The sequence below is a fragment of the Pseudactinotalea sp. genome (genome assembly GCF_048594945.1).
In the GTDB taxonomy this organism is placed as follows: domain Bacteria; phylum Actinomycetota; class Actinomycetes; order Actinomycetales; family Beutenbergiaceae; genus Pseudactinotalea.
In genome coordinates, this window is the sequence record NZ_JBMDXJ010000512.1 from 1 (window position 1) to 13,476 (window position 13,476).

General features: G+C 68.9%; 6 protein-coding genes and 1 pseudogene. 5 read left to right on the top strand and 2 right to left on the bottom strand.

The window, feature by feature from the left end:
• Positions 1-186: pseudogene (locus tag ACOJSN_RS23125) on the bottom strand (FAD-binding oxidoreductase); the annotation flags it as partial.
• Positions 187-374: 188 nt separating this feature from the next.
• Here ACOJSN_RS23125 and ACOJSN_RS23130 point away from each other — a divergent pair.
• The gene (locus ACOJSN_RS23130; protein WP_420114838.1) at positions 375-947 is read left to right on the top strand and encodes a hypothetical protein; all 573 of its coding nucleotides are present in this window, start codon (positions 375-377) and stop codon (positions 945-947) included.
• Positions 948-1,029: 82 nt separating this feature from the next.
• The gene (locus tag ACOJSN_RS23135) at positions 1,030-1,599 is read left to right on the top strand and encodes a dihydrofolate reductase family protein (protein WP_420114839.1); all 570 of its coding nucleotides are present in this window, start codon (positions 1,030-1,032) and stop codon (positions 1,597-1,599) included.
• A gap of 15 nt (positions 1,600-1,614) precedes the next feature.
• Here the strand turns inward: ACOJSN_RS23135 and ACOJSN_RS23140 are convergent, their stop codons facing one another.
• Positions 1,615-2,178, bottom strand: a complete 564-nt coding sequence (locus ACOJSN_RS23140) for a TetR/AcrR family transcriptional regulator (RefSeq protein WP_420114840.1) — start codon at positions 2,176-2,178, stop codon at positions 1,615-1,617.
• A 310-nt stretch (positions 2,179-2,488) separates the two neighbouring features.
• Here ACOJSN_RS23140 and ACOJSN_RS23145 point away from each other — a divergent pair, with 310 nt between their 5' ends.
• The 3 genes from ACOJSN_RS23145 to ACOJSN_RS23155 form a co-directional block, all read left to right on the top strand.
• Complete coding sequence (locus ACOJSN_RS23145) at positions 2,489-10,261, top strand: DUF7507 domain-containing protein (RefSeq protein ID WP_420114841.1); 7,773 nt, start codon at positions 2,489-2,491, stop codon at positions 10,259-10,261.
• Between the two features lie 84 nt (positions 10,262-10,345).
• Positions 10,346-11,107, top strand: coding sequence for an SDR family NAD(P)-dependent oxidoreductase (locus ACOJSN_RS23150; protein ID WP_420114842.1), 762 nt, complete (start codon positions 10,346-10,348; stop codon positions 11,105-11,107).
• A 694-nt stretch (positions 11,108-11,801) separates the two neighbouring features.
• On the top strand, positions 11,802-13,476 hold a 1,675-nt coding region (locus ACOJSN_RS23155), incomplete at its 3' end, for a choice-of-anchor G family protein (RefSeq protein WP_420114843.1).

The following is a 13,476-nucleotide window of genomic DNA, read 5'->3' on the forward strand; positions in this document are numbered from 1 at the left end:
CGTGGCCTGCACGTCGGCGACCGACTGCGCCCGCACCGCCGCGAGCGGGGTGCCCGCGTTCGGATCCGCGGCACGGTCGCGGCGGTAGCGCTCGAGCTCGTCGGGCGTGCTCAGGACCGGGCCGGCCACCCGGGAGCGGAGCCTGGCGAGCAGGGAGTCGATCTCCTCGGCAGATCCGATGGTCACGTGCTTCTCCAGGTCATCCACAGTGATGCGTCCACCCTCGCCCTGTCGACGCGACGGTGCAAGTATTTCGAGATGCGGACTACTGCGCCCGCCATGTGGAATCAGTCTAGCGGATCTGATGCTCATGGCCTTCCCTTAACTCGAACATCGATGTACGGTTTGCTCCCTGAACCCCGATGGAGGCGTCGATGACCACGGTCGCGCACGACACCCAGCAGGCACGCCCACGCTCCTTGCTCGCCACGATCTGGCCCGGGGCCCTCGGAGCCCTGGTCGCGGTCGGCACGGTCTACGGACTGGTCGATGGTCGCGACGTGGCGTCCGTCGTGATCGCCTCGGGTCTGGTGTATCTCGCCGCCGCAGCGTTCCGACGGCGCGGCGCGGCCTGGCCAGCATTCGGCGTCACCTTCGTGCTGATCGCCCTGGCCAAGCTGGTGGAACTGGACGCGGCGCTGTGGATGCTCGTCGGCGCTGCCGTGCTCGTGGTGGTCGGCGCCGCCGCCGGCGGCTGGCAGCCGCGGTGGCGGCTGCCGCTGCAGACCGTGGCGATGCTCGCGCTCGCCGCGATCGCACTGCTCGCGGTGCGCGTGGATGCCATGGCGGGTGGCCTCCTGGTGAGCGCGGCGCTGCTTGCTCACGCCGGCTGGGACGTCTATCACCACCGCACCGGCCGGGTCGTCACACGCAGCCTCGCGGAGTTCTGCTGCGTGCTCGACGTCGTGCTCGCGTTGCTGGTGGCGATCGTGACGTTGACCGCATGACGGCGGACCGTCGGCAGCCGCAGCACTGCTCGCCACCGGCTCGAGATCTCGGCCATGACCGATCCAAACGGAGGACGCTGACATGACCACCCTGACGGTGGATTTCATCATGAGCCTCGACGGCTACGGAGCGGCCGAGGGCTGGCCCGGCTTCTGGGGCATGGAGGGACCCGAGTACCTCGGTTGGCTCGATGCCTCGCCCGAGAAGGACCACCCGGTTCTCATGGGCGCCACCACGTACCGATTGATGTACGGGCTGGCGCAGAGCGGTGAGCCAGGCACCGAGGACCTGGACGCGATGCCGAAGTACGTGTTCTCCTCCACGCTGCCCAGCGCCGACTGGGCCAACTCCACGCTCGTGACGAGCGACGCCGTCGAGGCCGTTCGTGCGCTCAAGGTCGAGTCCGACCTGCCGCTGCGCACGCTCGGCAGCGTGTCGTTGTGCCGGTCGCTGGTGAGAGCCGGTCTGGTCGACCGGATCCGCACCGTGGTGTTCCCGGTGATCACCGGCGCGAGCGGTGCCGAGCCCGTGTTCGGGGGTTACCCGGACGTGCGCCTCGAACTCGTGGAGCACCGGCTCTTCGACGGCCGGTTGCAGTTGCTCGAGTACATCCCCATCGTGCTCGAGGCGCCGCCGCTCGGGGCCTCCTGATCCGCAGCTTGTTACCTACCGGTGGAGCGCAGCGAGCCCGGTGTCGCGCACGAGTTCGCGTGCCTCGACGGCGGTGATCGCGCCATTGTGCACGGCCCTCGAGGCAGCGTGCACGATGGCTTGGAGCGTCGTGACCTGCCAGTCGATCGGCTGATCCGTACGGAACCGGCCCTGAGCTCGCCCTCGCTCGAGCAGCATCCGCACCCGTGCGACGGGTGCACCGTGGGCACGTTGCATCTCGTCGCCGTCCAGCGTGTGCTCGGCGGCCACGATCAGCGCGCCGAATCGGTGCGAGAGGTGCCACGTGGTCTCCAGCACGCGGCCGAGCGCGGCAACCGGGTCGCCGTCGAGATCCACCTCGGTGAGCTCCGACTCGGTCGCAGCGATCGCGCGCTCGCTGACCACGCGTACCAGCGCGGCGCGGTTCTCGAAGTGTCCGTACAGTGTCACCCGCCCCACCCCGGCGGCCGCGGCGATGTCGTTGATCGAGGCCTCGGGATCGATGGCGAGCCGCTCGGTCGCGGCGGTGATGATCGCCTGGACGTTGCGGCGTGCGTCCGCGCGCTGCGGCCGGGCCATCTGGATCGCCACCTCCCCTTACTCGAACATTCGTGACCAGATTAGTGGGGTGACCCGCCGCGCGAACCCGTTCGCGAGGGTGGCGGACTGGACTATCCCACCCGGCTGCGAGCCGACTGAGGAGCGCGCAATTCCACGCATCGGTCAGGACCGCAGAAAGAGAATTCTCGACGGCGGTGCATTTCGGCCCAGGTCCTGCCATACTCAGCCCGGCAGCACCGGCCCGGTCGGTGCTGACATCTGTGTGCCCCCGGGGGGACGGGGTACCAGGCCACTGTCGGCCGCCCGAGCGAATGAGGGTCCTGTTGTGATGTCTGCTTCCGCTGCACCACGTCGTACGTTGCTAGGTAGGCTCACCGCCGCGATCGCGACACTCGCGCTGATCTTCGTCGGTCTCATCGGGACGACCACGCCGGCAGCCGCCATCACGGTCGACGCACCCTCGATCAGCTACGAGGGCACCGTGAACGGCGACTTCGTTCTCGTCGGAAACGGTGTGCTGCAGTGCGTCGGGTTGGCCGATGGCCGAACCCAAGCCAACTCCGGCACCTGCGCACAGCTGCACAGCGGGACGCAGGCGGCCAACAACAACCCGCAGATCGTCAACGACTGGTTCCGCATGGGCAACGCGCAGGCGTCGCCGGCGTTGCAGGCGGCCGGCGCCAGCAACTCCTCGGTTGCGCAGGTCACAGTGCCGGCGGGTGCGAGCATCGCGCACGCTCACCTGTACTGGAGTGCCAACACCGGTGTCCGCAACACCCCGGCGACGCCGCAGCGTTGCGGGAGCCTGGCGCCGAACGCGACACTCCCGTCCGGTTCCTACCGCACCACTGCCGTCAAGCTCCAGGCGGGTGTTGGCTCGCCGGTCGTCGACGTGACGCCTGGTGAGTTGCATGAGGAGCCGCTGGCATCGCTCCCGGCTGACCAGCCGCAGTACTACTCGGCCTCGGCTGACGTGACATCGGCTTTCAGCGGCCTGGCATCGGGTTCGGTGCAGAACATCGCGGTGGGCAACGTCTGGGCAGCGACTGGCCCGGGCTGCTACGCCGGCTGGACGCTGGCCCTCGTGTACGACTTCGGTGACCTCGATCTGGACAACCCGCTGACCTACGCGCGCAAGGTGATTCTCTACGACGGTCACGTGCGGATGTTCTCAGCCACCGCCGATCAGACCGTTCGTTTCGACGGCTTCCAGGCATCCGGCCCGGGGACCCGGGTGGGCTTCAACCTCTACGAGGGTGACCGCAACATCGTCGGCGACTTCGCGGCGTACGCGACCGAGTCTCAACCCGCGCAGGTGCGCGTCCCACGCATCGGTGGCGCGACGGACAACGTGGGCGTGTCCCGCGCCGACGGCTCGGTGGGGTACACCTCTGCCACCCCCTGGACCAACGCCTCGGTGGACGTGCTGAGCAGCGCCCTGACCACGGTGAACACGGGCGACGAGTTCGTCGACCTCACCCTCGGCACCTCGGGTGACTCCTACCTGTTCCAGACCGCCGTGCTGTCGGTTCCGGTCGCGGCCGTGCGGATCGACAAGTCGTTCAACGGGACCGAGGACCAGCAGTGGCGTACCGGGGATGCCGCTCCGAGCTTCACCATCACCGTCACCAACACCGGTTCTGTCCCGTTGGACAGCTCGCTGACGATCATCGCCGACGGCAATGCACCGGACTGTGAGCGTGCCGACGTCGTCGATGAGGTGGGTGGGCCTGCGCTCGCGCCCGGACAATCCTTCACCTACGACTGCGTCGGCCGTGCCCCTGGCGGCGCGGGGTACGTCAACGTGGTGACCGTGGACGCCACGCCCGTGGGCCTCGACACCCCGGTGACCGCCAGCGACATCTCCAACGTGGGCCTGTCCCGGATCCTGCTGACCAAGGACGCGTCGCTGCAGGCGGGTGCAACGCCGGGCGACACCGTGGTGTTCACCTTCACCGCCACCAACACCGGCGACTCGATCCTGTCCGACGTCACGATCGACGACCCGTACCCCGGGCTGTCGGAGATCAGCTACGGCGCCTGGCCCGGCGCGAGCGGGGTGTTGGGGCCGAACGAGTCGGTCACCGCCACCGCCACCTACGTGCTGACGCAGGAGGACGTCAACGCCGGTCGTATCGAGAACGCGGCGACCACCACCGGCACCGACCCGCTCGGAGCCGAGGTGACCGACCCGGCCGACGACGCCCTCGTCATCGCATCCGCTCCGGCCATCGACGTGACCAAATCCGGCGTGCTCGACATCGACGGCGACTCCGCGGTTCCGGGCGACCTGATCACCTACACCTTCGACGTCGTCAACACGGGCAACGTGACGCTGACCGACGTACGTCTGGACGATCCGCTGCCCGGCCTGAGCGAGATCACCTTCGGCGTGTGGCCGAACGCGCCCGGTGTGCTCGACGCCGGTGAGCGGGTCCAGGCCACCGCCACCTACGCGATCACCCAGGACGACATCAACGCCGGGCTCGTGGAGAACACTGTGACCGTCGCCGGGGATCCCCCGACCGGTCCGCCCGCGGTCAACGAGGACACCGAGATCGTCCCCGTCCCGGTCGACGCCGACATCGACATCGTCAAGTTCGGTGAGCTCGACGGTACCGGCGCACCGTTGCCCGGCGACCTGATTTCCTACACGTTCGAGGTCACCAACGTCGGCAACGCGACCCTGTTCGACGTCGAGGTCACCGACCCGCTGCCCGGGCTCTCCGCCATCAGCTTCGGGGACTGGCCGGACCCGGCGGCCCCCGGCACGCTCACCCCCGGCCAGAGCGTGCTGGCCACCGCGACCTACCCGCTGACGCAGGCCGACATCGACTCCGGCCTTGTGGAGAACCTGGCGACCACCACCGGCACGCCCGAGACCGGCGACCCGGTCACCTCCGACGACCCGGCCGAGACGGCGATCCCGCGCGGCCCGCACATCGCGCTCGAGAAGACCGGGGCGCTGGCTGACGGCGCGATCGGCCAGGAGAGCGACGTCGTCGAGTTCACCTTCACCGCGACCAACACCGGCAATGTCACTCTCACCGACGTGAGCATCACCGATGACTCGCTCGACGGTCTGAGCGAGCTGAGCTACGACTGGCCCGGCACCCCCGGCACCCTGCTGCCCGGCCAGAGCGTCGAGGCCACCGCGACCTATCAGCTGACCCTCGAGGACGTGAACAACGGTGGCGTGACCAACGTCGCCACGACCACCGGGACGCCACCCGACGACCTCGAGCCGCCCGTCGATGAGGACGAGACCACCGTCCCGATCACGTCCCAGCCGCAGATCGAGATCGTCAAGAGCGGCGAGCTCGCCGACGGTGCGATCGGTGCGCCCGGCGACCAGATCGTCTACACCTTCGAGGTCACCAACACCGGCAACGTCACCCTGAGCGGCGTCACGATCAGCGACGAGCTCGAGGGCATCAGCCTCATCAGCTACGGCGAGTGGCCGGCTGCTGAGGGTGTCCTCGACCCGGGTGAGTCGGTGACGGCTACCGCCACCTACGGGGTGCGCGGCGCCGACGCGGACGCCGGCCAGGTGGACAACCTCGCCAGCGTCATCGGCACCCCGCCCAGCGGCGACCCGGTCGACGACGAGGACCCGAACACGGTCTTCCTCGAGCAGATCCCGGGCATCTCGATCGTCAAGCTCGGTGAGTTGCCCGAGGATGCCGAGGGTGCCGTCGGCGACGTGGTCACCTATGGCTTCCTCATCACCAACACCGGGACCGTCACGTTGACCGATGTCACCGTGACCGATGAGCTCGATGGCCTCTCCGACATCACGTACGACTGGCCGGGCGAGGAGGGTGTGCTGGAGGCGCGGCAGACTGCCTCGGCATCGGCCACCTATGTGCTCACCCAGGCGGACCTGGACAACGGCGGCGTGGACAACGTCGCGACCGCCACCGGCACCCCGCCCCCGGGGGCGGGGGATCCGCCGTCGGACGAGGACGAGCACGAGATCCCGCTCGAGCAGAACCCCTCGATCGAGATCGAGAAGTCCGGCGGCCTGGACGGTGCCGACGGCGAGGCAGGTGACGAGGTCACCTACACCTTCGTGGCGACCAACACCGGCAACGTCACCCTGGACGACGTCGAGATCACCGACCCGCTCCCGGGCCTGTCCGACGTCACCTACGTGACCTGGGAGGACGCCGAGGGCAACGCCATCGACCCCGGTGCGCTGCCGCCCGGTGGCGTGGTGACCGCCACGGCGACCTACACGCTGACCCAGGACGACGTGGACAACGGGCGCGTGGACAACACCGCGACCGCCGAGGGCACACCCCCGGGCACGGACGTGCCGGTGGATGACACCGACGACGAGACCGTGCTGGTCCCGGCCGTCCCGACGATCTCGCTGGTGAAGGACTACGACGATCTGCCTGACGTCGTCGTCGCCGGTGACGAGGTGACCTTCCGGTTCACGGTCACCAACACCGGCAACGTCACGCTCACCGGCGTCACGGTCGATGACCAGCTCGAAGGTCTGTCCGGCATCACGTTCGACGAATGGCCCCGTGACGTTGACGGCACGCTACAGCCCGGCGACGAGGTCACCGCGTTCGCGACCTACGTGCTGACGCAGGACGACGTCGACAGCGGCTCGATCGCCAACTCCGCCTCGACCACGGGGACGCCCCCGGGGCCGGAGGAGCCGCCGACGGACGAGGACGAGATCATCGTCCCGATCCCCTCGGACCCGGCGATCGAGCTCGTCAAGGAGGCGGCGCTGGCCGCCGGCGCGACCGGCATGGTCGGTGACACCGTGGAGTACACCTTCACCGCCACCAACACCGGCAACGTGACCCTCGACGACGTCGAGATCACCGACCCGATGACCGGGTTGTCCGACATCACCTACGTCTCGTGGGTCGACGCCGACGGCGCACCGGTTGAGCCCGGCACGTTGCCCCCGGGTGGTGTCGTGACGGCGACCGCGACCTATCTGCTCACGGCCGCCGACACCGATGCTGGGCTCGTCGAGAACACCGCGACCGTGGTGGGCACGCCACCCACGGGCGGCCCGGTGGACGACACCGACGACGCCGAGCTTCCGATCGACGCGCTTCCAGGCATCGAGATCGTCAAGTTCGGCGACCTCGCGGACGACGCCACCAACGTCGCAGGCGACGTGATCGAGTACGAGTTCACCCTGACCAACACCGGCAACGTCACCCTGACGGACGTCACGATCACGGACGCGCTCGAGGGCCTGTCGGAGATCTCCTACGTGTGGCCCGGTGAGGACGGCGTGCTCGAGCCCGGTCAGGACGCTACCGCGACCGCGACGTACACGCTGACCCAGGAGGACGTGGACGCCGCGGGCGTCGACAACAGCGCTGACGCCACGGGTCCGCCGACCCGCGGTGAGCCGCCGACCGACACCGACGACCACACCGTGCCGATCACACAGCTTCCGCAGATCGGGCTGGTGAAGACCGGCGAACTGGCCGACGGCGCCGACCGCGCCGGCGACGTCGTCACCTACACCTTCGTGGCGACCAACCTCGGGAACGTCACGCTGACCGAGGTGACGATCGCCGATCCGCTGGAGGGTCTGTCCGAGATCGAGTACCTGACCTGGGAGGATGCCGAGGGGGAGACGATCCCCGCTGGCACGCTGCCGCCAGGCGGCGTGGTGACCGCGACCGCCACCTACACGCTCACCCAGGACGACGTGGACGCAGGCCAGGTGACCAACCTGGCAACCGCGGTCGGCAGCCCGCCGCTCGACGGCGACCCGGTGGAGGACGAGGACGGTGCGATCGTGCCGGTGCCGGCCGCACCGCAGATCGAGCTGGAGAAGTCGAGCGAGCTGGCCAACGGAGCCGCCTCGGTCGCCGGTGACGAGATCGAGTACACGTTCACCGCGACCAACGTCGGCAACGTCACGCTGTCCGAGGTCACGATCGACGACCCGCTGGAGGGTCTGTCCGAGCTCACCTACGTGAGCTGGGTCGACGCCGACGGCGAGCCGATCCCGGCCGGCACGCTGCCCCCGGGTGGTGTCGTGACCGCCACGGCCACGTATGTGCTCACGCAGGACGATGTCGACGCCGGCGCGGTGGAGAACGCCGCGACCGCGTTCGGCACGCCCCCGGGTGAGGACGAGCCGGTCGAGCACGAGGACACCAACATCCAGCCGGTGCCGCAGACCGCGAGCATCGAGCTGGTCAAGACCGGTGCTCTTGACGACCCGGACACCGAGCGTTCCGAGCCGGGTGACGGGGTGACCTACACGTTCACGGCGACCAACTCCGGGACCGTGACGCTCACCGAGGTCACGATCACCGACCCGCTCGACGGGCTGTCGGAGATCGCCTACGTGAGCTGGGAGGACGCCGACGGCGAGCCGATCCCGGCCGGCACGCTGCCTCCGGGAGGCGTGGTGACTGCCACGGCCACGTACGCGCTGACGCAGGCCGACATCGACGCCACCGGCGTGGACAACACCGCGACCGCCGAGGGCACACCGCCGTCGAGCATGGACATCGACCCTGTCACCGACGCCGACGAGGAGTTCGTGCCCGCCGTGACGGGCCCGGGCATCGAGATCGTCAAGAGCGGTGGGCTGGCTGACGGCGCGACGGCCGTGGCCGGGGACACCGTGGAGTACACGTTCACGGTGACGAACACGGGCAACGTGACGCTCACCGACGTCGTCATCACCGACGAGCTGGAAGGCCTGTCGGAGATCACCTACGACTGGCCGGGCGAGCCGGGCGTCCTCGAGCCGGATCAGTCCGTGACCGCGACGGCCACCTACGCGCTGTCGCAGGTGGACGTGGATGCCGGTGAGCGGGAGAACTCGGCCTCGGTCGAGGGAACGCCGCCGCCGGGCACGGGCACCCCGCCGACCGACGACGACACGGAGATCGTCCCGATCCCGCACCTGCCCTCGATCGACCTCCTCAAGACCGGCGTGCTGGTCGATGGCGCCGCTGGTGAGGAGGGCGACATCGTGGAGTACACGTTCACGGTGACCAACACCGGGAACGTGACGCTGACCGACGTCACCATCGACGACCCGCTGGAAGGCCTGTCCGACATCGAGTTCGGCGACTGGCCGGATGCCGAGGGCGTGCTGGCTCCAGAGGAGTCGGTGACGGCCACGGCCACGTACGTGCTGACGCAGGCCGACGTCGACAACGGTCAGGTGGACAACACCGCCACGGCAGCCGGCACCCCGTCGGGTGACGACGTCGAGCCGGTGGAGGACACCGACGACGTGACCGTGCCGGTCGAGCCCGGGCCAGGGATCGACCTGGTCAAGCAGGGCAGCCTGCGCAGCGGCGCGACCAGCGAGGTGGGCGACGTGGTCGACTACACATTCACGGTGACGAACACCGGGAACGTGACGCTGACCGGTGTCACGATCGACGACCCGCTCGAAGGCCTTTCGGAGATCGTGTTCGAGGGCTGGCCCGGGGATGCCGGAGTGCTCGCCCCGGGTCAGTCGGTCACGGCCACAGCCACGCTCGTGCTCGCGCAGGGAGCCTTCGACGCCGGCCAGGTGGTCAACACGGCCACCGCGACCGGAGCTCCGCCGGGTGGCGGGGACCCGGTCGAGTCCGACGACACCGTGACGATCCCGCTCCCGGTCGCGCCCGCGATCGATCTGGAGAAGTCCGGCGAGCTCGACGGGACGAACGGCTCCGTGGGCGATGTCGTGACCTTCACGTTCGTCGCGACCAACACAGGCAACGTCACGCTGACCGGCGTGGTGATCACGGACGAGCTCGCAGGCCTGTCCGCGATCGCCTACAACTGGCCGGGCGAGGCCGGCGTGCTGGCACCGGGCGAGATTGTCACGGCGACCGCCACCTATGCGCTCACCAGCGCCGACGTCAGCCGCGGCGAGGTGGCGAACTCGGCGAGCGTGTCCGGGCAGCCTGGCCCAGTCGGGGACCCGGTCGAGGCAGACGACTCCACGGTCGTGGAGGTGCCGCCGGTGCCGAGCCAACCACCGGTCGCCGACACCGGCGCCGACATCAGCGGGATCACCGTGCTGGCGATCGTGCTGCTGCTCCTGACAGGTGCGGCGATGCTGGTGATCAGCCGCAGGCGAGGATCAGCGCACTGACACTCCTGTGAGCCCACGAGGCCCGGCCGTGCCCCCTCCGGCCGGGCCTCGTGCCGTCGCCCCAGCCGTGAGATCGTGCACCACATGAGCGCACGCTTCGACGGAACGACCGCGGCGGTGACCGGGGCGGCCCACGGCATCGGTGCCGCGGTGGCGCGCCGGCTGGCGGCCGAGGGTGCGTCCGTGGCGTTGCTCGATGTGGACCTGCAAGGTGCCGAGCGCGTCGCTTCCGAGCTCCCGCGCGAACACGGCAACGAGCACCTTGCTCACCCGATCGACCTCACCGACGTGACGTCGGTCACCACGGCGATCGCCGCCGTCGAGCGTCGATTCGCGCGGCTGGACGTGCTCGCGAACGTGGCCGGCAAGGGCGAGGCCGAGCCGCCGTTCGAGCAGGGCGACGACGAGGTGTTCCATCGCATGTGGGACGTCAACTTCCTCGGCACGGCGCGCGTGTGCCGGGCGGCGGTGCCGCTGCTGCAGCGCTCGGAGCGGGCGGCGATCGTGATGACGTCGTCGGTCAACGGGCTGATGGTGTTCGGCAGCGAGGCGTACTCCTCGGCGAAGGCCGCACTTGGCTCCCTCATGCAGAACCTCGCCATGCGCTACGCGCCGCAGATCCGGGTGAACGCGGTGGCGCCCGGCACGATCCGCACGCGCGTCTGGGACCACCAGGGCGGTCCCGACCGGTTCACCGACCTGTACCCGATGGGCAGGGTCGGGGAGCCCGACGACGTCGCCTCCGCAGTCGCGTTCCTCGCCTCGGGCGATGCATCCTGGGTCACCGGGCAGATGCTCGCGGTCGACGGCGGAATCACCGCCCGCGGTATCCCCGACTTCGGGTGAGGCTTCGGGACTCACACCAGAGCGCGTGGAGCTCGCACCTCGGGTCGGGCGCGCTGGCGAGGCTCGCAGTGGGCGACCGCGAGAACGCCGTCTCATAGAGTGAGATTTGCCCGCGCCCGGAGATCACAATTGAGTAACGCGTCCATGGTCGATGACATCGCGTGGACGTCGCGGTGGGCGTTGATCGGGCCGGCGATTCCCGGTCGGTCGTCGACCTCGTGACGCGCGCGCGAGCGGAGGCGGAGGCGACGTGTGACGGGGCTCACGGCTTGCTTGATCGGTCGATAGTTGAAGGCAAGATGGTTGACCGGAACATCAACGTTGGAGCCGATTCGGGGCATGTGAGACGGCCCAGTTGAGCGGCCGGCGGAGGGTGTCCGTCGCACCTCCCGGTACGCGTCAGCGCGATCTCCCTCAGCGGCGCTACCAGGCCTACGCCGGGCCGATCGTCCGGCCCGCTGGACGCACCTCACGGTGCCTGTAGGCGCGAAGCCGGAGCCCTGTCGCACCCATTGCGGGGCTGTCAGCGCCACCGCTACGGTCCGAGCACCGCGGCCATCTGGTCGCGTGTGGGTATGCATGCCGTGCCCACGGTGCTCCATGACCGAACGCACATCAGACCTGTCGGGGGTTAGTAGTGAGACAAGTGTCACGTTGGCGCGGCGGCGTAGTTGCCGCCGTCGGACTATTGGCGGTGGGATCGCTGTCAGTGGCGGGGGCAATAAGCCCCGCTGTTGCGCTTCCCACCGACGATTCGGAAGCGGAAGGGCGGCTGATCAGCGGTGGCGGGGTCGTGGACCTCAACACGATCGCTGCCTTGAACCCGGCGTACTCGGCCAGCCCGAGCGAGCCGGGCGAGGTGGTGAGTCCGTTGTCGCTCGAGGTGCTCGAAGCCCTCGATATCGACTTGGGCGACGGCATCCAGCTCTTCGGTGAGAACGGGATCATCGGCGTCGGAGCCCTCGGGCAGTATGCGAACACGGCGGAAGGTGAGGTGCCGCTGGCATCCTCAGGCGCCGTGAACGCCGATGGCTCGATCGCCATCGGCGGCGGTGGCCCCCAGGACAACGCCTATCTCGATCTGACGCCACTCCTCGGAGAGGCCGGGCTGAGCGATCTGCTCACGCAGGCACGCGTCGAGCTCGGTGCGCTCTCGGCGCTGGCGACGTATGACGCCGACGGCGATGTGGTCAGCGACTACCAGATCGCTGACGGCACGATGATCCTGCAGAGCGACGTTCTCGGCGATCTGGTTGGCGACGTCACCGGCGCTCTTGGCCCGGTCTCCAGCGCGGTGAATGGACTGGTTGGCGCGGAGGGCACCGTCAACTCGGCGCTGCAGCCGTTGCTGACGAACGTCCAGTCGACCGTGAACACGGTGCTCCTTGGCCTCGGAACGGTCAACGACCTCGGCGTCGCCACGTCGCTCGACGTCGACCTCGAGGCTGCCGTGCAGTCGGTGCTCGGTGAGCCGATCACCAGCGAGGACAGCGCGGTCACGATCGACTTCAGCACCGGCGAGATCAGCATCGACCTCGCACGGCTCGTTGCGGACAGCCAGGGTGGTGACTACGACGGCACCCTGAACAACCTGCCGCCGAACACCGAGGTGCTCGGCCCGGATGTGATCCAGGCGGCCCTCGATGGCTCCATCGGCAGCATCTTCGACCAGCTTCCTGCGTTGCTGGTCAACGCTGTGACCGATGCACTCAACGCCGCTGAGCTGAACATCGCGATCACCGGTGAGGTGCTGGGTCTGCCGCCGCTGAACCTGCCGATCGGAAATCTGCAGATCAACATCAGTGGGGCGCTTGGCGACTTCCTCGGTGTCGAAGGATCCGAGGATGTCGACGTCAACCTTGACGGCACGTCGGTCATCGGGCTTGAGATCGGGGCACTGCTCGGGCCGATCGTGGAACTGGCGACGAACACCCTGCTGCCGGCACTCGTGACGCCGATCAGCGCTGCGATCACCGACGAGGGAGCGCTCGACACGATCTTCCGGCCGCTGGTGGAAGGGGTCAACGAACTCATCTCCCCGCTGGCCCAGCTGATCACCGAGAACCTCGTGTCGCTCACGGCCAACGTGCAGGAGGATCCGGGTAACTTCACCACCGAGAGCGCCCAGGATGCGGGTTCCTTCACGCAGCGTTCGCTCCAGCTCTCGCTGCTGCCAGGCCTCGCCACGCCGCTTGCTGACGTGTCGCTCGCCTCGGCCACGGTGCGACAGGCACCGGACGACGGTACGGACCCGGATGGGACCGACCCCGATGGTACGGACCCGGATGGGACCGACCCGGATGGCACGGACCCGGACGGCACCGACCCTGACGGTACGGACCCGGATGGGACCGACCCAGATCGCAAGA